Here is a 20,778-nt window from a genome sequence, read left to right as displayed (position 1 = left end):
GCGTGTAGGGCGTGACCTAGGCAAATCCGGGTCGCACATAGCCTGAGACGTGATGCGTAGCCGATTGAGGCGAATTCAGTGATCCTATGCTGCCGAGAAAAGCCTCTAGCGAGCTTTCACACGGCCCGTACCCCAAACCGACACAGGTGGTCAGGTAGAGAATACTAAGGCGATCGAGATAACTATGGTTAAGGAACTCGGCAAAATGCCCCCGTAACTTCGGGAGAAGGGGGGCCCTGTCTGGTGACGACATTTACTGTCTGAGCTGGGTGGGGCCGCAGAGACCAGTGAGAAGCGACTGTTTACTAAAAACACAGGTCCGTGCGAAGTCGTAAGACGATGTATACGGACTGACGCCTGCCCGGTGCTGGAAGGTTAAGAGGACCGGTTAGTTCCTTCGGGAGCGAAGCTGAGAATTTAAGCCCCAGTAAACGGCGGTGGTAACTATAACCATCCTAAGGTAGCGAAATTCCTTGTCGGGTAAGTTCCGACCTGCACGAATGGCGTAACGACTTCTCAGCTGTCTCAACCGTAGACTCGGCGAAATTGCATTACGAGTAAAGATGCTCGTTACGCGCGGCAGGACGAAAAGACCCCGGGACCTTCACTACAGCTTGGTATTGGTGTTCGGTTCGGTTTGTGTAGGATAGGTGGGAGACTGTGAAACGGTGACGCCAGTTATCGTGGAGTCGTTGTTGAAATACCACTCTGATCGAATTGGACCTCTAACCTCGGACCATGATCTGGTTCAGGGACAGTGCCTGGTGGGTAGTTTAACTGGGGCGGTTGCCTCCCAAAATGTAACGGAGGCGCCCAAAGGTTCCCTCAGCCTGGTTGGCAATCAGGTGTCGAGTGCAAGTGCACAAGGGAGCTTGACTGTGAGACTGACAGGTCGAGCAGGGACGAAAGTCGGGACTAGTGATCCGGCACCGGCAAGTGGAAGCGGTGTCGCTCAACGGATAAAAGGTACCCCGGGGATAACAGGCTGATCTTCCCCAAGAGTCCATATCGACGGGATGGTTTGGCACCTCGATGTCGGCTCGTCGCATCCTGGGGCTGGAGTAGGTCCCAAGGGTTGGGCTGTTCGCCCATTAAAGCGGCACGCGAGCTGGGTTTAGAACGTCGTGAGACAGTTCGGTCTCTATCCGCCGCGCGCGTTAGAAACTTGAGGAAGGCTGTCCCTAGTACGAGAGGACCGGGACGGACGAACCTCTGGTGTGCCAGTTGTTCCGCCAGGAGCACCGCTGGTTAGCTACGTTCGGAAGGGATAACCGCTGAAAGCATCTAAGCGGGAAGCCTGTTCCAAGATGAGGTTTCTCACCCCCTCGAGGGGGTAAGGCCCCCGGCAGACCACCGGGTTGATAGGCCAGAACTGGAAGTGCAGTAATGCATGCAGGTGACTGGTACTAATAGGCCGAGGACTTACCACAAAGAAGCTACGCGTCCACTGTGCGGTATCTGAAACAACACACAGATACTGATGAGAAACCCTGTTTTCTCCATCCCCCAACACCAGAAACTGGTGTTGACGGGTGGTGAAACCAGGTGATCAGAAGAAGGTTACTGTGACAGTTTCATAGAGTTACGGCGGTCATAGCGAAGGGGAAACGCCCGGTCCCATTCCGAACCCGGAAGCTAAGCCCTTCAGCGCCGATGGTACTGCACTCGACAGGGTGTGGGAGAGTAGGACACCGCCGAACACACATTAGAGAAGCCCCCCAACCAGTACTGGTTGGGGGGCTTTCTCGTACCCAAAACACCCCCACCATCACCAACACCCGAAAGCACCGCCGCCGGCACCCCCGACTTCGAGCGAACAGCACTGTCGTCGCCTCAGATCGACCCAACGCACCGTTCACACCATCAAGGGCGGGAGCACAGCCGACTCACCACCCCGTCCGGGACCGAGTGAACGACACTCTCACCCTCTTAGGCGAGGGGAACGGTACGTTCACACCATCAGGGCAGGGCAGGGCAGGGCAGGTGAGCGGCTGGGCAAAGCCGGCAGGCGTTATGGCAGAGCTGCCTGCAGCACCTCGCAGAGCACGTCCAGCGTCCTCGAGTACTGCGACTGCATCGGCGTGCTGTAGCCGACGACGATGCCGTCACCGCCGACTGACGACACGTCGGGATGTCGGAAGACCGAAAGCCCTTCGAGCCCGAGATCGCGCGCCCGGGCCGCTGCAAGAACAGATTGTTCGGTGCCGGAGGGCAGACGGATCACAGCGTGAAGTCCCGCGGAGATCCCCTCGACCCTGACCTGGGGTACTTGCTGCGCAAGTGTCGCGACCAGTTGATCGCGTCGTCGTCGGTACGAGGTGCGCATCTTTCGAATATGGCTGTCGAATCTTCCGGATTCGATGAAGTCCGCCAAGGTCAATTGATCCGTTGAACTTACCCAGCGTTCGTAGGGTCCCTTTGTTGCGAGGACAGGTTCGATCAGCCTGTCCGGCAACACCATCCATCCGATGCGAATGGCCGGCGACAGTGTCTTGCTGACAGTGCCCAGGTACGCAACGTGCTGCGGTGCGATTCCTTGGAGTGCACCGACAGGTTTTCTGTCGTAACGGAATTCGCCGTCGTAGTCGTCCTCGATGATGACGCCGCCCGTAGTCGTGGCCCATTCGAGAGCGGTCGCGCGCCTCGCCGGTGTTAGGGGACCGCCGAGAGGGAACTGATGGGTCGGCGTCAGCAGAACACTTTCAGCAGATGTAGAGGCCAATTCGTCTGTGCAAGTGCCTGATTCGTCAACCGATATGGGAACTGTCAGCAGCCCTTCGTCGGCGAGCAACTGCCGGTGCAGGTGAAGGCAGAAAGCGTCGACCGCAATCGTTCCTCCGAGTGCGCGGGCAAGGAGGGAAATCCCGTGACCCGAGCTGGCACTGATCACAATGCAGCTCGGATCGACGCGAACGCCTCTGGTGCGGCTCAGGTATGTGGTGAGGGCGTTTCGGAGTTCGACTCGGCCCCTGGGATCAGTAGTCGCGAACGCGTCGGTCGGCGCGGTGGTCAAAGCACGTCTGGCGGACGAAATCCATGCAGTGCGGGGAAACGCCGACGCGTCGGGCGATCCAGGGAGAAGGCTGTAGGTCCAGCGTCGTCGAGTCGGTGATGGCTCGACCTCGCGGGTGTGTGTGCTGGCGAGCGTGGCGACCAGGGTCCCGGAACCAGGCCGTGTGACAAGCCACCCAGCTGCGGCGAGCTCGGCATAGCAGTCCGCAACGGTGTTTCGGGCAACTCCGAGGTCGAGCGCGAGGGTGCGGGAAGGTGGGAGTCTGGTGCCGGGCTTCAACAGTCCACTGTCGATCGCGTCGCGAAGGGTCTGAAGCAGTGCAGCGCGAACCCCGATTCCCTGTGGCAGCTCGATATGTAGATCGAACCCAAGATTGGCCCACGAATTCACCACCGGATTGAACCATGTTTCCGGGTCTTTCCGGGATTACCGTTTGAGTTATGACTACAGCAACAGGACAAAGACTGGATATCGCAAAGCTGGCGCCCGAGGTCTACAAGGCGATGATTGCGTTGGATGCCGCTGCGCGCAAGGGGCTGGAGCCGACGCTCGTCGAGCTGGTCCTCACGCGTGCGTCGCAGCTGAATCAATGCGCATGGTGCCTGGACATGCACACTCGCGACGCCCGAAAGGTCGGCGTCACGGAGCAGAAGCTCTACCTACTGAACGCGTGGGAAGAAGCGCGAGGGATGTACTCCGATCGTGAACGAGCCGCGCTCGCCTTGACCGAGGCCGTGACAGTCCTCACCGACGGTTTCGTTCCGGACGAGGTGTACAGCGAGGCTGCCGGCGAGTTCTCGGACGTGGAACTGGCTCAGCTCATCAGCGTCATTTTGACGATCAATGCGTGGAATCGCATTGCGGTTACCACGAGGAAGGCGCCTCCGGTCCGAGACTGATCCGAGGCTCGTGCTCCGCTCTCCGGCAGGGCAGGGTTCCGCCGTCGGAGATCTGGGTAATCGGCGCAAAGAGGACCAAAAGATTGGTTCAGGGTGTGAACAAAACCAACAGATTCTTTGAATGTGAGGCAAATCACATAATGTGAGTGGAGATTGTTCTGGGTCATCTACAAGTTGCCCGAATCCCGACAAAGCAGTCTCGGTCGGAAGTTTCCGGCGAAGGGGTCCGCATAGCGGGCCCCTTCTTTTGCGCGCGAGCTGAAAACGCCCCTTCCTGTGAGTTTCCCCAGAATGTCCAAGTTACCGACTGGCTAGCGTTGGCGAAATGTCGGGAACGTCGCGGTTGGATGAGCAGATTTTGGGGGGATCGCGATTGTTGTGCGGTTGGACAAAGGTTCAGTCACCTTCATGGCTAACTCGTCATCCGAATGTCCAAGCTGCGCCCTGTGTGCTCGACGATTGGGTGATCTTTCTTGAAACATGCACTACATTGCCATTCAGTAACTGGCTGATTGCCAAAAGTGATCGGCTGATCCTCTCGGAAGTGAGCGCTGGGTGGCGTGGTATTGGGAATCCAGGCAACCGTCCCGCTACCGAAATGTCTTGAAAGGGAAGCTTTGATGACTGTGTCTGGTTCACGGCGTAGGCCGCTTGTTCTCCGGCTCTCGCTAACTGCAGCTATTGCCGTAACGGTCGCCGGTAGTAGCGTTGCTTTTGCTTCGCCAGCTGTGTCCGCGCCGATGCCGGTGCGAACCGCGACCGCTCCGGCGTTCACCGCTGGGTTGTGTGAGGGCACCGAGTACACGCCCTCGGAGCAGATGCTCGACATCTCCGGCATTCGGCTGGATCACTACAACGACGGCAACATCGTGCCGATGTACGGCACCACCGATCGGGGTACCTCGGCCGCGGTGGATGCTCCGGTCTGCGGTGTCCGCGACGTCGACGGAATTGCGAAGTCGGAATGGATGTACTGCACGGACTTCGATCTCGATCCGTGTGCCGGTGTCGACGAGAACGGTTTGCCGGTTGACAAGCACAACGACGAGATGGGTGCGACGGTGCCGTCTTCGGGCAATCCCGATCTGTCAGCCGACGATCTCGCTGTCATCAGTTGGTTGCTGCAGAATCCCGCCAAACTCGACGGTGTCGTTTCGGGAAATGGCAGCGAGGATGCACGTTCGGCGCGGCAGACGCTTGTGTGGTGTGTCTCGGACTACGACAATCCGCTGATGGCCGATTTCAAAAGCCTGTGCGACAGGAACATCGGCGACGACGAGCGAGCTCGCATCGTCGAGATCATGAACGTCACGCAGACGCTCGACCTCGTTCGCAAGACACCCGCGACGGGGACTCTGAAGGCCGGCGAGACTGCCGTTTTCACCCTGAATACGAATATGTACCGGAAGCCGATCACTGTTCAGTCCTCGGCGGGCACCGAACTGACCGTCTGTGGTGACAACGCCAAGGCGACGTTGTCTGCAAATCAACTGACGGTCGACGGCCGCGGCGACGCACCGACTGCTGTTGATCTTTGCCTCACCGCTGCGGCCGGCGGGGACTACTCGGTGACTGCAAGCGTCATTCCGGATTCGGTCGAGAACCTGCACTGGAACACGGCAGGCGCACAGTGCCAGATCTTCGCGTCGTTCGACACCGTTCGGCCGGCTTCGATGAATGCATCTGCCAGCGTCGGATATGCAGCAGCACCCACGACGACACCGGCAACGAGCACGCCGGCAACGACCCCACCGGCAACGACCACACCGGCCACCACGACGCCTGCAACCCCGGTCGTTCCGATCGTGCCGATTGTTCCGATCGTGCCCATCGTGCCGATTGTGCCGGTCGTGCCTGTAGTTCCGGGTGCACCTGTTCCGTCGCAGCCGGTTGCAACTCCCGCAACTCCGGCGCCGTCGGCTCCGAAGCCGGCCACTGGCCCCCGCCCGGTTGCCATCGACGGTGGTGCTGCTGAACAGAATTCAGGCCGTAACGTCGCCGTCGCAGTGACGGGCCTCGGGCTTGTCGGAATGGCTGCTGCCGGAGCAGTTGCTCTCCGCTGCAAGCGATCCTGACACCAGGCACGTGTAGTAGACGTCGGCACCGATCACGATTCGTGTGATCGGTGCCGACATTGATCAGACGCAGGGGGCGTCAATTCGCACGAGGTGCCGGGGGCGCCTCATCCCGCAGGAGACAGTTCGATGACCATGTACGAGTCGGATCCCAATCCATCCAATCCATACGACGATCCCAACCACGATCAGCCCGCGAGTCCAGGCAAAGGGCGTCGTGTCGCGTTCATTCTGGCTCTCATCGCGGTGTTGGCCGCCGGTGCTTCCATGGCCTTCGTCGGCCTGCGATCCTCCGATGGCGATGCTGCGATCCCGCCGAGTCCGGGAGTTGTCATGTCGCACTCCGCGAATCCGGCAACGCCTACGGATGCGTTGATGACTCCCAACACCCTTTCGCTCGACCCGGTCGGTGTTCAGGCGCCGATCGTGGACGCCACCGTGCCGGAAGGAGTTCTCACTCCGCCGGAGAACGTCAAGAACGTCGGAATCTGGCTCGACGGTGCATCTCTCGATTCCGCCACCGGCACGACCTTGATTGCCGGACACGTCAATCTGACCGGCCAGGGTAACGGCGCGCTGTTCGACCTGGGCACGATCGAGCCGGGTGAAGTGATCCGTACATCCGACGCGACGGGTAAGAGCACGTCGTGGAAGGTGACTGCGGTGACGACGCGCCCGAAGGCCGATGGTGTGGAGGAAAGCGTGCTGGCCGGCCCGGAAGGCCCTCGTAAGTTGGCAGTCGTAACCTGCGGCGGCGAACTGCAATTCGAGGACGGTGTGGGCAACTACGCCGACAACGTCTACCTGTACGCGGATCTGATGGTCTGAGACACAGGAATGATTCCGACGGTCCCCGATCCCTCTTCGTAGAGATCGGGGACCGCCTGTTGGATAGTGTCGCAGGTATGGATCTTCACCTGTCTGGAAAGCGTGCGATCGTTGCCGGTGGTAGCAAGGGGATCGGTCTGGCAATCGCCAGAGGTCTGGCCGCTGAAGGGGTCGACATCGCGATACTCGCGCGCACTGAGCGAACCGTCGTAAGCGTTGCACGAGATTTGGTTTCGGAGTTCGGAATTCGTGCGATCGGAGTCGTGACGGATACGCGAGACGACGACGCGGTTCAGGCGTCGGTGCGGCAAGTGGTAATGGAGTTCGGCGGTGTCGACATTCTTGTCAATTCGGCAGCGACGCCGTTCAGCGCCGGAAAGCCGACGGATTTCGAGGCGACCACCGACGACGTCGTGCGAGACGAAGTCGAAGTGAAAGTGCTGGGGTACCTGCGAACTGCGCGCGCTGTGGCGCCGTATCTGATCGATCAGGGTTGGGGTCGGATCATCAACATCAGCGGTTTGGGTGCCAGACAGGCCACTTCGATCGCCCACACGATCCGCAACGTCAGTGTGTCTGCACTGACCAAGAATCTTGCGGACGAGCTGGGCCCCAAGGGAATCAACGTCACCGTCGTCCATCCGGGCGTGACGAGGACCGAGAGGTTGACCGCACGGATTACGCGCGAGTCGGAAGAATCCGGCCGCTCGCAGGCAGAGGTGGAGCGTGGTATCGCGACGAACTCGATACATCGGATCATCGATGCCGAAGAAGTAGCCGACGTCGTGACCTTCCTGGCATCGCCGCGAAGCATCGCGATCACCGGTGACGCAGTGGCAGCGGGTGGAGGAGTGCCGGGGCCGGTCTACTACTGAAATTGTGCGTACTGCTACCTGCCAGCGGTGGTGACGATCGTGTGAACGCGTCCGCCGCCGAGTCTCTTGCTTTCGTACATCGCCGAATCGGCGACTTTCTGCATGTCCGTGAACGCTGCTGCGCGGTCTTCTCCGGCGACGAATTTGTGGGTACGCACGGCGATTCCGACGCTCGACGTCGATGGTATCTCGTCGGTATTCGAGTGCATTGCCGGTCCGATCGAGTTGAGCATCGGTCCGATGGCTGGCACAGAAAGTCTTTGGACGAGGATGAATTCGTCGCCGCCGATCCGCGCGACGACAGCATCGGCGTGTGCCCAGGCGGATAACCGCTGCGATACCCGGAGAATAATGCGATCGCCGACGTCGTGGCCGTGCACGTCGTTGATCGTCTTGAACCGGTCGATGTCGATCGCGATAACGAGTAGTGCCGCAGATTCTTGACGCTGGAACCCCTCGAGTACCTTCTCGACGTGGCGGTCGAGGCCACGACGGTTCAAGAGGCCGGTGAGAGGATCGAGGTCGGAACTGGAAGCATCCATGCTGAGCATCGTCAGCACGATCTGTGAGATGAATGCGCAGACCACCAACGCGGTGATGACGACCAGTACTTTCGAAACACCAAGGGCTGGATCGCGATCCGGCCCGAACAGAATTGGCTGCGCAGCCACCGCGATCACAAGAAGCGAAAAAGCTATGTGCGCGATCTGCAACTTCGGGTTGTGGAAGTAGGCGATGTAGATGCCGACCAGAGCAAAAATGACACAGGTGAGCAATCGTGCGAGCTGGGAGGAATCTCCAACGACGGAGATCGTGACCGCGATGTCGCAGAAGACCACGAAACCGAACGAGCGACGCTTTGTGGGGCCGAAGACCCACCATGAGACTCCGACTACGAAGCACGAGATCACGACAACAGTATTGAAGAACAGCGCAATCGTGCTTGTCGGACCGGCAGGGCTGAATCTGTTCAGTAGTGCGCACACTCCCAGTCCGATGACAATGATGCCAAGTAATAGCCGGGTGGCGGTCGTGAGGCCGTTGTCGCGGAGATAGCGAGTGAAGCGGTCGTATTGATCGGGAAGAATCAACCACTCGCGGGTCAGCGTCCTCATCGACTTCATCTGCGATGTCATGAGTGCATCAGTCCTCGAAGGCTGGAGCGTGCGCCATTCATCGCGAACTGATTCCTCTTCTGTCTGGCACCTTGCAATGCTAACTGGATCGATGCCGCATCGGACCGAGATGTTCGGATCGGCGACCCGGATGTCTGCGTTGCGCCAGCGTGGAGTATAAATACATCTTGTGTCTATGTTGTATTCCGCTTCCGAAACCGTCTTCCGCGAAGTCAAGGAGCTGATCCTTTCCGGCGAGCTCGCCGGCGGGGAGCTGATCAGTGAGGGTGACATCGCTGCACGGACCAATGTGAGCCGAACGCCGGTGCGTGAGGCGTTTCTGCGTCTCGAGTCGGAAGGTTGGATGCGCCTCTATCCGAAGAAGGGGGCGCTGATCGTCCCGGTCGCGGATGGGGAAGCGGAACACGTAGTCAGTGCCAGACAGCTCGTCGAGACTCAGAGCGTTCGAGTGGTGTCGGTCCGACCGCACGCACGGGAAGCGCTTGTCGCAGCGTTGCGCGCGAATCTGATCGAGCAACGTGAGATTGCTGATCGCGGGGACGTGGCCGCGTTCAGCGCAATCGATGCCGACTTCCACAAGATGATCGTTGCCGCCGGTGGGAACCCTTTGCTCGACTCGTTCTACGCGAGTCTGCGCGACAGGCAACGACGGATGACAGCCCGGTCGATCTCACGCGACCCCGGCCAACTCTCGCGCATCCTTGCCGATCACACCGCGCTTACCGACCTCGTCGACACAGGCGATGCCGACGGATACAACACTGCCGTCCTCACACACATGCGCCAGGTCCACGGCCTCGGCTTCGAAGGAACTCTGTGATGAGCACCCAAACGATCGGCGCTGGGACCGCGGCCGAAACTCGTCTCGAGGGTGAACGCATCTCCGGCGGAAAGTGGCTGTGGCTGACCGTTGCCGCCAGTATGTTCGCCGCTGCCTGGGGCGGAAACGAATTCACCCCACTGCTGGTGATGTACCGACTCGACCACGGCTATTCGCCGGTGATGGTCGATTTCTTCCTCTTCGCCTACGTCGTCGGAATTGTGCCGGCCCTGCTGCTCGGCGGCCCGCTGTCCGATCGATTGGGTCGACGCCCGATCATGCTCCCCGCGCCGATCATCGCGATCGCCGGTTCGACGCTGCTCGCTTTCGGGGCGGACTCCGCCGCTGCTCTCATCCTGGGAAGAATCCTCTGTGGCATCGCCTTGGGGATCGGTATGGCCGTCGGCGGCTCCTGGGTCAAGGAGTTGTCCACGCAATCTTGGGATCCGACGGCGTCGGAAGGCGCAGGTGCTCGGCGAGCAGCGATGAGTCTGACCGCGGGCTTCGCCTTGGGAGCGGGTGCTGCGGGAATCTTGGCGCAGTGGGCGCCCATGCCGAGTGTGTTGGCGTACGTGCTGCACATCGCGATCACCGTCCTCGCCGCCATGGCGCTGTGGCATGCGCCCGAAACACGACCGGCACAGGCGAAATCCGACCGTCGCAGGTTGATCGACGACCTCAAGATCCCCTCGGCAGGTCACCGCAGATTCCTCTACGTCGTCGTTCCGTTGGCGCCGTGGGTGTTCGGTGCCGCCAGTGTCGCGTATGCAGTTATTCCGGCGCTCATGACCGGGCACAGTGGCGATGCGCCCGTGGCTTTTTCGGCTCTGCTGTGCATGGTCGCGCTGACATGCGGATTCGCGATTCAGTCGTTGGGGCGCAAGATCGACACCGACCGCAGTGCTCGTGGCGCCGTTGTGGCTCTGGTGTTTCTGGTGGTCGGTATGGCCGGTGCTGCTCTGGTTGCGTCGACGCTGACCGTGGCGATCGCGATCGTGGCTGCAGCGATCCTCGGTTGCGGGTACGGCATGGCACTGGTGTCCGGGTTGCTGGAGATCCAGCGAATCGCGGGGCCGGACGATCTGGCAGGATTGACCGCGGTGTTCTACTCGATCACTTACATCGGGTTCGCGGTGCCTGCGTTGCTGGCGATGCTGTCGGAAAGCATTCCGGCGCTGAGCTACACGGTGACTCTGCTGTTCGGATCAGCCGCCGCCGCTGCCTGCTTGATTCTGATTCTCTTCAAGTCGCGTTCACATCTTCCGAGCGCGTGAAGCCGGCCCGCCGACTCCTGCGAGAGTCGGCGGACCGGGGCGAAATCACGCGTCTACGGTTGCGGAACCGTTTTCCGAATTGTGGACCGAATTGTGTACCGAACCAGCCGGAACCGATGCGGTCTTGTTCAGGCCGTTGAGCAAACCGGTGATATCCACGCCTGAGCTTTCGAGAGTTTCGATGACACCGGCAATCACCTGGGGACTGATGCCCAGGATCGAGCCGATCGAACCCTGCGCCCCGTCGCTGCCGCCGACGATGGAGATCCGATCGATGTCGCCGACCGGCTTCGCTGCTGCTGCGGTGGCGTCGACCAGTGCTGCCAGAACGTCAGGCAGAGTGAGCAACTGCGCGGCCTGCGGGGTGTAGGAATTGAGCGCCTCGGCGATCTGACGCTTACCGGCAGCTTCGGCTTCGAGCTTGGCGCGCAAACCATCCGCTTCGGCCTGCTGTTCGGCGCGAACGGCGTCGGCCGCTACCTTGCGGCCGTCAGCTTCGGCTTCCAGACGTGCTCGAAGGCCGTCGGCATCAGCCTGCTGCTCGGAGCGAACAGCGTCGGCGACGAGCTTTCGTGCATCGGCCTGAGCCCCGCCGGCCTGCCTTGCTGACTCGGCCTGTGCCTGGGCGCGGAGGATCGCGGCCTGTCGCTCACCCTCTGCGCGTGCGATGGAGGCTTGGCGTTCGGCCTCGGCCGGTGCAATGACATCTGCCTGCAATGCCGCTTCCGATTGCTGGGCGCGACGACGCTCGACCTCGGTGCGAGCTTCGACGCGGGCCGCCTCGGCCTGCTCACGTGCGATGCCGACGGCCTTCTCGGCCGTTGCCTGCGCGAGTGGTCCGGCCTGGTCGGCTTCGGCGTTCTCGGCTTCGGTCTGTGCTCGAAGGCGAGCGAGTTCGACGTCGCGCTTCTGATTTGCACTCGCGATCGCAGTGTCGGCCTCGGCCTGCGCGACGGAGCCTGCCTGTCGCGCCTTTGCCGACTGGATCTGCGAATCACGCTCTGCTTCAGCAGTTCCGATCGCGGCATCACGTTTGACCTCGGCGATGCGGCGCTGACCGAGCGATTCGAGGTAGCCGTTGAAGTCGGAGATTCCCGCGATCTTGATGACATCGACTTCCATGCCGATGCGGGCGAGGTCGCCGCCTGCCTCCTCGACCACGCTGCGTGCGAGCGAATCGCGGTTGGAGTTCAGATCCTCGACCGTCATGGTCGCGGTGATTCCGCGCAGGCTGCCGGCGAGGATTTCGTTGATCTGCTGTTGGAGTTCGTCCAGGTCGGAGGTCAGGAATCGTTGCACCGCTGTCTGAACCGCTTCGTCGGCGGAACCGATTCGTACCAGGCCGACTGCCTCGACGTTGACCGGAACACCGTCGTTGGAGAGCGCATTCTTGAGATTGATGCTGACGTTGAACGGCTCGAGCGACATGATGTCGACGCGTTCGATTCCCGGAATCTTGAACCGGGCTCCGCCGCGGACGACTTTCGGCTTGCCTCGTCCGGTGAAGACCGCCACTTCGTTCGGCGGGACCTTGACGTAGTTCTTCACGTAGATCGCGGGGAGAACGATGAAGATGATTACTGCGACTACAACCGCAATGATGATGATTGGCAGCATGTATCGAGTCCTTAGATCGCGTCGTCAACCGTGACGACGTGAAGGTATTGATCGTCTACATCGGCGATGTAGACGGTGGTGCCGGTGGTGAGCGCCATCGGCTGTGCACTGACGGCCTTGGCCTGGACGCGATTGCCTTCGGCGTCGACGAACGAGACTTCTCCCCAACCTTCGGCTGCGATGGTGAGGGTGACCGTGCCCAACAGTCCGTGGTATGAATTGCGCCCGATGTGCGAATTATCTTGTTGTTTAAGGAGATAGGGGAGAAGAAGGCCGCGCGTGACGACAACGAGAACGGCGGCGAGTGCGAGTGCTGCAATCACCGCTACCAACGTCGGAGCGTCCGCGAGAGTGGCAGCTACGCCGCCGGCGCCGAAGCCGAAAAGTGCTGTGGCCAAAGTTGTCAGGCTCAGAAATGGCAGCCCGTCTGCGTGGCCGCCGCCCAGATCTGCAACCTCGCCGACGGCAAAGGCTCCGATCAGGGCGACGACCCCGATCACGAAACATATTGTGAATACAACAAACATCGATCCCCCGATCTACCTGTCGAGGAAGCGTGCCCTGAGAATTGTGTTGTCGGGGTCGTCCCTCGGCCCACCTCTATAGTAAAGGTAAGACAAAGCTAATCGGCGCATTCGGAATGTTTCGGCGTGGTGCTACGGCTGGGGGAAAGCGTCAAAGCCGAGGTAGCGGGCGTTGATTCAGCCATGCATCCCAGAGAGGGCGCAGTGGGGTGTCGGTGAAACGTGAAGCGAGATCGGTGAATTGCTCGGTGCTGACCGTGCTGTGCCGATGCTTCGTGGTCCACTGGCGGATCAGTTCGAAGAACTTCTCGTCTCCGAGAACGCCGCGCAGGGCGTGCAGAGTCAAGGCGCCCCGCTTGTAGATTCGATCGTCGAACATCAGGGCAGGACCGGGATTGGCGACGATCAAGTCCTGAGATTTACGCCCGAGCCCTTGATAGGCGTTGGTCGCGAGTTGGTTCGAGGACGGGCCACCGGAATTCTCGGACCAGATCCACTCCGCGTAACAGGCAAAGCCTTCGTGCAGCCAGATGTCGCACCACTGCCCGAGAGTGAGGCTGTTGCCGAACCATTGATGGGCAAGCTCGTGTGCGACAAGACGTTCGGAACCGCGCCTGCCCGTGCAATGGTTGGCTCCGAAGATCGAGAGTCCCTGCGCTTCGATGGGGATTTCGAGTTCGTCGTCGGTGACCACAGCGGTGTAGTCGGCAAAGGGGTACGGTCCGAACAGCTTTCCGAAGACCTCCAACATCTGGGGTTGGCGCCCGAAGTCGACGTCGAACGCTGCTCGCAGCCGAGGTGGGTGAACGGCGAAGACCGGTACCGGCCCGGCGCTCACTTGTCGGTGCTCGTACTGACCGATCTGAATGGTTGCCAGGTAGGTTGCCATCGGTTCGGTCTGCTCGTAGACCCACGTCGTCTGACTCGCACGGGTCTGCTTGCGGATCAGCTTGCCGTTGGCGAGGGCATAGAACGGGGAATCGGTGGTGATCGAGATGCGGTACGACGCTTTGGAAATCGGATGGTCGTCGCACGGGAACCAGGACGCCGCGCCGTTGGGCTGACTTGCGACCAAAGTTCCTTCGTCGAGTTCCTCCCAGCCGACTTCGCCCCACAGGCTCTTGATCGGCTCGGGGTTGCCGCTGTACGCGATGGTGACCGACAGGGCACCGCCCGCGGGGATCTTGGTAGACGGCGTGAGGATCAGCTTGTTGTTCAAGTGCGCGTACTTGGTGCCGCGGGCACCGTTGACGGACACCTTGGACACCTGCAGGTTCTGCGCGAGGTCGAAGCTGAACTTGGATCGGCTCTCGGTGGTGACAGCGGTGATGACAGCTTTGCCGGCGAGACGGTTGCTGAAGACCTTGTACGTCAGTTCCAGTTCGTACCGGGACACGCGGTACCCGCGGTTGCCGTTGAGCGGCAGGTACGGATCGATCGGCTCCTCGAGCATTCGGTTCGGCTTCACGACGCCACCCACGGTGCAATCGGGTTGCCCTGCCAGCGGGTGGAGGGCGGAACGGTGTCACCTCGCATCACCAGAGATGCAGGCCCTACCGTCGCTCCCGCGCCGATGCCGGCTGCGGGTAGCGCGACACAGTGCGGTCCCAGCGTTGCTCCTGCTCCCAAAGTGACGGTGTCCATGGACATGATCCGATCATGGAAGAGATGAGTTTGCACGACGCACCCCCGTTCCACTGTCGCTCCGTCGCCCAAAGTCACAAGATCTGCCTCGGGTAGCCAGTACGACTCACACCAAACGCCCTTACCGATCTTGGCCCCGAGTCCACGCAAGAAGATGTTCAGTACGGCCGTACCAGTCGCCGCGCGAGCGAACCACGGCGCCGCGACGGTCTCGACGAAGGCGTCGGCTACCTCGTTTCGCCAGACGAACGAACTCCACAGCGGATGCTCGACCTTGGCGATGCGTCCGACGACGATCCACTTGGCGGCGATGGTAATCGCGCCCGCCACTGCGCCGGCGACGAGCAGAATTACGCCGCTCAGCAGAGCCGCGAACCAGAATCCGACTGCGCCGACCAGTGCTTCGAGTGCAAACAGAACACCGAGACCGATGCCGAACGTGACCATGACGGGGATCAGTCGGCAGGTTTCGACCACTCCGCGGGCGATCTTGAGGCGCATGGGCGGATTGAACGTGCGGGCGGCGTCGGTGTCTCCGGCAGCCCTTCTCAGACGTACCGGTGGACTACCCAGCCACGATGATCCGGACTTGGCCTTGGACGGGGTAGCCGACAGAACCGCCACCAGACCGTTCTTGGGGACGCGTCGACCGGGGGCGGTCATACCGGAGTTGCCGAGGAACGCGCGCTTGCCGATCTTCGCCTGTTCGATGTGCATCCAGCCGCCGCCGAGGCCGTAGCTCGCAACCATGGTGTCGTCAGCGAGGAATGCGCCGTCGGCGACCGTCGTGAACTTGGGAAGGAGGAGCACGGTGGAGGCTTCGACGTTCTTGCCGATCTTGGCGCCGAGAAGGCGGAGCCATCCCGGTGTCAGCAGGCTCGCGTACAGCGGGAAGAGGAAGGTTCTGGCCGAGTCGAGCAGGCGTTCGGTCGCCCACACCTGCCAGCCGATGCGGCTGCGGACAGGGTGGTAACCGGGGGTCAGCCCGATCGAGAGAAGACGAACGGCCACAAGGGTGACGACTGCGAAGACGAGCAAACTCAGGATGGTCGCGACGGGAAGCATGATCAGCGATTGGAGCACTGCGCTCGCGAGCGTGTCGGTGTCGCGAATCCACCAACCGATCAATGCGATCCCGGCCATCAGCGCGAAGATCGGCATACCGGCCAGGAAGACCGAGGTGACGCCGTATACCGGCACCCAGCCGGGCGCGCGCTTCGGATGTTCGGCAGGCCAAGGATGATTCGCTTTCCCGACCTTGGTGGCGGGGGAGCCGGCCCACTGCTGGTTTGCCTTCACTCGGCCGAACACCGCAGATCCGGGTTCGACGACGGCGTCCCGACCGATACGCGCGCCGGGCAGAAGCGTCGAGCGTGAACCGACGGAGGCGCCGTCGCCGATCTTGATCTCACCGATGTGGATGACGTCGCCGTCGATCCAGTGGCCGGAGAGGTCGACTTCGGGTTCGACGGAGCAGCCGTCACCGAGTTCGAGCATGCCGGTGATGGGAGGAAGGGTGTGGAGATCGACGCCGCTGCCGATGTCGGCGCCGAGGGCGCGGGCGTAGTAGAGCATCCACGGTGCGCCCGAAAGGTTGGCTGCGCCACTGGCTTCGGTGAGTCGCAGCGCTATCCACAGACGCAGGTGTTCACTACCGCCTCGGGGATACGTGCCCGGTTCCAGCTTGCGCAGGAGCAGGCGCGCTCCGACGACAGCGATGGTCATGCGCCCGATCGGCGTGATGAACACGATGAATGCCAACAGGATCCACCACCACGAGACCGTGGGCGCCCAGCTGACGTCGACGAACCAGCCGAGGACGTTGTTCGCGATCGCCAGCCACGTCACCCACTGCAGTCCGGTGAGCGTCGTGAGGGGAACGGTGACGGCGATCTGCGCGAGCTGAGTTTTCAAGGGTGTCGGAGCGACGATGCGCGGCTCCACAGTTTCGGTGGGTGCCAATTCGTCGAGATATTCGGCGAGCGATCCCAACCGTGGATGGTCGTAGAGCTGTGCGACGGTCACTTCGGGGAACCGCTCGCGCAGGGCGGTCACCAACTGAGCCGCAGAGAGGGATCCGCCACCCACTTCGAAGAAGTCGTCGTCGAGTCCGGTGATCTGCGCGCCCAGGATCGATCCCCACAGGCCGGCAACCCAGGCAGCGGTGCCGTCGAGGCCCAACGCGGCCCCCGCATCTTCACCGGCGCCGGGCAACGGCCACGGCAGCGCATTGCGGTCGACCTTGCCTGACGTACGCGTCGGAAGTTCGTCCATCAACGCCAGACGTGGCACGAGGGCTGCTGGTAGCTGCTCGCTGAGCAGCGCATGAGCGGCCTTGAGATCGAAGTCGGGATCCGTGCTGGCGATGTATCCGACGAGGAGCTGGTTGCCGGCTGCCGTCTTCTTCACGGCTGCGGCAGCGCCGCTCACACCCGGCAGGTTCTGCAAGGCGTTGTCGACCTCACCGAGTTCGATGCGCCTGCCGCCGAGCTTGACCTGATCGTCCGCGCGGCCCTGGAACATCAGGCCGGTGGTCTCGAGCCGGACCAGGTCGCCGCTTCGGTAGGCGCGTTCCCACCCGAGAGAGGGCATCGACGCGTACTTCTCGGCGTCCTTCGCGGGGTCGAGGTAACGGGCGAGGCCGACGCCGCCGATCACCAGCTCGCCCACCTCACCGACCGCGACGGGATTGCTCTGGGCGTCGACGACGGCAAGGTCCCAGCCGTCGAGGGGGAGGCCGATGCTGACGGGGCTCTTGCCGTCCATCAGTGCGCCGCAGGCGACGACGGTTGCCTCGGTGGGGCCGTAAGTGTTCCAGACCTCGCGGCCCTCGACGGCCAGGCGTTCGGCCAGTTCGGGTGGGCAGGCTTCGCCGCCGAAGATCAGGAGTCGAACGGCTTCGAGGGCCTCGGCCGGCCACAGAGACGCAAGCGTCGGCACAGTGGAGACGATGCTGACGTCACGCGAGACCAGCCACGGGCCGAGGTCCATGCCGCTGCGAACCAGCGAACGAGGAGCCGGGACGAGGCAGGCGCCGTGGCGCCACGCGAGCCACATCTCCTCGCAGGACGCGTCGAATGCCACGGAGAGTCCCGCGAGGACGCGGTCACCAGGCCCGATGGGCTCGTCCTGGAGGAACATGCGCGCCTCGGCGTCGACGAAGGCTGCGGCATTGAGGTGAGTGACCGCGACGCCCTTGGGGGTGCCCGTGGATCCTGAGGTGAAGATGATCCAGGCGTCGTCCTCGGGTTCGGGTTCGCGAACCGGTGGATGTTCGAGCCGCTTCGGCGCCGTCCCCGGCTGGATTCCGTCGCCGGTGATGATTGCCGCTACCTGCGCCTCGCCGAACACCAACTCGGCGCGCTCTTCCGGATCGTCGGCGTCGACGGGAACGTAGGCGGCGCCCGCCGCGAGGATCGACAGGATCGCCACGTACAGCGAACGCGAACCTGACGGCATCCTGATTCCGACGCGGTCACCTGCGCCGACGCCGGCATCACCGAGCCAGCGCGCACCGAGCGCGATCTCGTCGAGCAACTCCGAGTACGACAGTGTGGTGTCGCCGTCGTCGATGGCAGGTGCTTCCGGGTTGGCCTCGGCTGAGGCCCGCACGATGTCGATGAGCGTGCGCGGCGCAGGTGCATGCGCCGACCGTAGGAATACGGACGGAATCCCGAAAGATTGTTCCGTCTCCGACTGCGACTGGAGTGGCAAACCCGTTGGTCCTGTTCTACTCACGAAACTTAGAGTCCTGCGAACTGTCGAGTTGAAAGTCTCATGACAAGTTTGCGAGTTGGTGAACAGATATGCCTAATGCAACATGCCGAACGTGCCGGTCAGTCCGTACTGGCAGCTTGCGCGTGGCCTTCTGCCGAGTCGGCGAACTCGGGTGTGTCGAACACCTCTCCGCCCAGTGGATCGACGACCTTCGATTCCTCGGAGAAGTCGACGGCGCCGGTATCCGGGTCGATGTTGACCGCATGGGCGGGGACTTCGTGGACCGCGACGAGCATGTGGGCGTCGGAGGGATCCGTCATGATTCCGCTTTGTGACGGGGTCAGCCCGGCGAAGGTCGACGAGATCTTCAGATCGCGGAGCCGCTTTTCGGTGGGTTGCGGAACGTCGGTCGATGCCGAGGCATTTGTAGAAACCCGCAGGTAGCGTGGTGCCGAAGCGACCTCGTATCGGAACGCCTTCAGCATCGACAGACATGCCAGCACCATGATGACCGAGAACGGTACCGCCGTGGCGATGGCAACGGTTTGCAGCGCCGTGAGCGATCCACTGCCACCCACGATGAGGAGAACTGCGGCCGCGGCACCGGAGAGGAACGTCCAGTAGACACGCGTGATCTTGGAGGTCTCCAAGCTGCCACCGGTCGCAAGGATGTCGATGACGATCGAGCCGGAATCCGCGGACGTGACGAAGAAGAAGACGATCACGACGATCGCGAGAACACTCGAAATCGTTCCGAGCGGAAGTCCGTCGAGAAGCGTGAACAATGACGTGTTGGTGTCCACTGAGCCGGATGCGTCGAGCATCGTGCCCTCGTTGCGCTGACGCAGAATGCCGGAGTTACCGAAGATCGTGAACCACAACGAACCAACCAGCGTCGGGGCCAGCAGCACACCGAAGACGAATTCGCGGATGGTGCGGCCGCGTGAGATGCGCGCGATGAACATGCCGACGAACGGTGCCCAGCTCATCCACCAACCCCAGTAGAAGATGGTCCATGCGCCCTGCCAGCCGTCTTCGGCGAACGGGGACGTGCGCAGCATCAGTTCGGGCAAGGCCTGGACGTATCCGCCGAGGTTCTGCACCCACGACTGCATGAGGAACAGCGTCGGTCCCAGAATCAGGACGAACAGTGCCAGCGCGGCAGCGAGCATCATGTTGATGTTGGAGAGCCACTTGAGGCCCTTGGTGACGCCGGAGACGACCGAGAAGGTGGCCATGCCCGTCACGATGACGATGATGGTGATGACCAACCAGTTGTCGGTCTCCACCCAGCCGAGGTAGTCGAGGCCGGCCGAGATCTGCTGGACACCGAAGCCCAGCGACGTCGCGACACCGAACAGCGTGCCGACGATGGCGACGACGTCGATGGCGTGGCCGATCTTTCCTTCGATGCGAGCCCGTCCGAGGAGCGGCTCGAGCAGCCAACGGATCGACAGCGGGCGACCCTTTCGGTAGGTCATGTACGCCAGACCAAGGCCGACGACGACGTAGATCGCCCATGCATGCAAGCCCCAGTGGAACAGCGTCAGTTCCATGGCTTGATTGGCTGCGGCGTCCGTGGATCCGGCGATCTGCCCGGCGACGGGTGGGGTCACGTAGTGCGAAAGTGGTTCGGCTACTCCGTAGAACACGAGCCCGATGCCCATGCCGGCGCTGAAGAGCATCGCGAACCACGAGAGCATCCCGAACTCGGGCTGCTCGTCGTCACGTCCCAATCGGATGTTGCCGATGCGGCTGATTCCGCAGTACAGCGCGAAGATCACGAAACCGGTGGCCGAGAGGATGTACCACCAGCCGACGCCGTCGCTGATCACGTTGTTGAGTGTTTCGAAAGCATCCGCGGCGGTTCCCGCGTAGATCACGGCAAAGGCGATCAGGGCAAAGATCACTATCGACGCGGGGATGAACACGGGTTTCCGTAGTTCACGCCACGCAGTTTTGACCGCAGTCATTCCACTCCTCGAACGTTCAGGCATTCACAGCGCCCCTCAGGGCGGCCACATGTCACGCGTAGGTGGGCGTTTCGCTCACACCATCGCAGGTCAAGACCGGGCTATTGCTTTGAAATTCAACGTAACGTCAAGTTTCGGTCAACTCAACTGGACGAAAGATGCTGCACTGTCGCGAAAGTTCTCACTGGATACCGTAGTTCCGGTTGTAAATCGTTGGGTAATAGTGGCATTGGGCCATGAGTGGAATGCTGAACGGCGAATTCGATTGGTACGGTGAGTTGAATCGGTCGAGTCGACGCTCACCGATTGACCACATTTGTCAAACTCGGCGAAACAGCCTGTCTGTCAGGTGGTTAACTCCTGGTGTGCTTGCCCGATCGTGG

The 20,778-nt window shown here is 61.6% G+C and carries 13 protein-coding genes and 2 rRNA genes (1 of these 15 running past the window's edge); 8 read left to right on the top strand and 7 right to left on the bottom strand.

Features of this window, described 5'->3' with window-relative positions; translation table 11 throughout:
- Together ABIE52_RS19185 and rrf are read left to right on the top strand one after the other, a co-directional pair.
- Positions 1-1,430 (top strand): 23S ribosomal RNA (locus ABIE52_RS19185); it begins 1,705 nt to the left of the window's first position.
- A gap of 153 nt (positions 1,431-1,583) precedes the next feature.
- A 5S ribosomal RNA gene (gene rrf / locus ABIE52_RS19180) occupies positions 1,584-1,700 on the top strand.
- 311 nt (positions 1,701-2,011) lie between these two features.
- On the opposite strand, the gene pdxR is transcribed toward rrf, so the two are convergent.
- Entirely contained in the window at positions 2,012-3,406 is a 1,395-nt protein-coding gene (gene pdxR, locus ABIE52_RS19175; RefSeq protein ID WP_192711806.1) for a MocR-like pyridoxine biosynthesis transcription factor PdxR, read from the bottom strand.
- A gap of 47 nt (positions 3,407-3,453) precedes the next feature.
- Here pdxR and ABIE52_RS19170 point away from each other — a divergent pair, with 47 nt between their 5' ends.
- From ABIE52_RS19170 to ABIE52_RS19155, 4 genes are all read left to right on the top strand, one after another.
- Positions 3,454-3,912: a carboxymuconolactone decarboxylase family protein gene (locus ABIE52_RS19170; protein WP_192711807.1), complete on the top strand. Its 459-nt coding sequence runs from the start codon at positions 3,454-3,456 to the stop codon at positions 3,910-3,912.
- A 620-nt stretch (positions 3,913-4,532) separates the two neighbouring features.
- Entirely contained in the window at positions 4,533-5,987 is a 1,455-nt protein-coding gene (locus tag ABIE52_RS19165) for a hypothetical protein (protein ID WP_354541521.1), read from the top strand.
- Positions 5,988-6,116: 129 nt separating this feature from the next.
- A complete protein-coding gene (locus ABIE52_RS19160) occupies positions 6,117-6,815 on the top strand; it encodes a class F sortase (protein ID WP_064688680.1) in 699 nt (232 codons plus the stop codon).
- A gap of 77 nt (positions 6,816-6,892) precedes the next feature.
- Positions 6,893-7,690: an SDR family NAD(P)-dependent oxidoreductase gene (locus ABIE52_RS19155; protein WP_054187853.1), complete on the top strand. Its 798-nt coding sequence runs from the start codon at positions 6,893-6,895 to the stop codon at positions 7,688-7,690.
- 14 nt (positions 7,691-7,704) lie between these two features.
- On the opposite strand, the gene ABIE52_RS19150 is transcribed toward ABIE52_RS19155, so the two are convergent.
- Complete coding sequence (locus tag ABIE52_RS19150; protein WP_252366598.1) at positions 7,705-9,042, bottom strand: GGDEF domain-containing protein; 1,338 nt, start codon at positions 9,040-9,042, stop codon at positions 7,705-7,707.
- Here ABIE52_RS19150 and ABIE52_RS19145 point away from each other — a divergent pair.
- Positions 9,002-9,646 carry a GntR family transcriptional regulator gene (locus ABIE52_RS19145; RefSeq protein ID WP_007727164.1) on the top strand — a complete coding sequence of 215 codons (645 nt, stop codon included), beginning with the start codon at positions 9,002-9,004 and terminating at the stop codon, positions 9,644-9,646. The genes ABIE52_RS19150 and ABIE52_RS19145 overlap by 41 nt on opposite strands.
- Positions 9,646-10,920 carry an MFS transporter gene (locus ABIE52_RS19140; protein ID WP_192711808.1) on the top strand — a complete coding sequence of 425 codons (1,275 nt, stop codon included), beginning with the start codon at positions 9,646-9,648 and terminating at the stop codon, positions 10,918-10,920. Before ABIE52_RS19145 ends, ABIE52_RS19140 begins: the two co-directional genes overlap by 1 nt.
- A gap of 45 nt (positions 10,921-10,965) precedes the next feature.
- Here ABIE52_RS19140 and ABIE52_RS19135 read toward each other — a convergent pair whose 3' ends face one another.
- The 5 genes from ABIE52_RS19135 to ABIE52_RS19115 all read right to left on the bottom strand — a co-directional run bounded on the left by ABIE52_RS19135 (position 10,966) and on the right by ABIE52_RS19115 (position 20,395).
- A complete protein-coding gene (locus tag ABIE52_RS19135) occupies positions 10,966-12,537 on the bottom strand; it encodes a flotillin family protein (protein ID WP_050655914.1) in 1,572 nt (523 codons plus the stop codon).
- 11 nt (positions 12,538-12,548) lie between these two features.
- Complete coding sequence (locus ABIE52_RS19130; RefSeq protein WP_063315111.1) at positions 12,549-13,064, bottom strand: hypothetical protein; 516 nt, start codon at positions 13,062-13,064, stop codon at positions 12,549-12,551.
- A gap of 148 nt (positions 13,065-13,212) precedes the next feature.
- Positions 13,213-14,514 (bottom strand): M1 family metallopeptidase, encoded by a 1,302-nt coding sequence (locus ABIE52_RS19125; RefSeq protein ID WP_058227999.1) that lies wholly within the window; start codon positions 14,512-14,514, stop codon positions 13,213-13,215.
- 11 nt (positions 14,515-14,525) lie between these two features.
- Positions 14,526-18,419, bottom strand: coding sequence for a Pls/PosA family non-ribosomal peptide synthetase (locus tag ABIE52_RS19120; RefSeq protein ID WP_003941141.1), 3,894 nt, complete (start codon positions 18,417-18,419; stop codon positions 14,526-14,528).
- 122 nt (positions 18,420-18,541) lie between these two features.
- Positions 18,542-20,395 (bottom strand): BCCT family transporter, encoded by a 1,854-nt coding sequence (locus ABIE52_RS19115; protein WP_070161578.1) that lies wholly within the window; start codon positions 20,393-20,395, stop codon positions 18,542-18,544.
- Positions 20,396-20,778: the final 383 nt, after the last annotated feature.

It is taken from the genome of Rhodococcus sp. OAS809 (assembly GCF_040546695.1).
Classification (GTDB): Bacteria; Actinomycetota; Actinomycetes; order Mycobacteriales; family Mycobacteriaceae; genus Rhodococcus_F; species Rhodococcus_F qingshengii.
The sequence above is the reverse complement of the archived record's forward strand: the minus strand, read 5'-3'. Positions and strand labels throughout refer to the sequence as shown.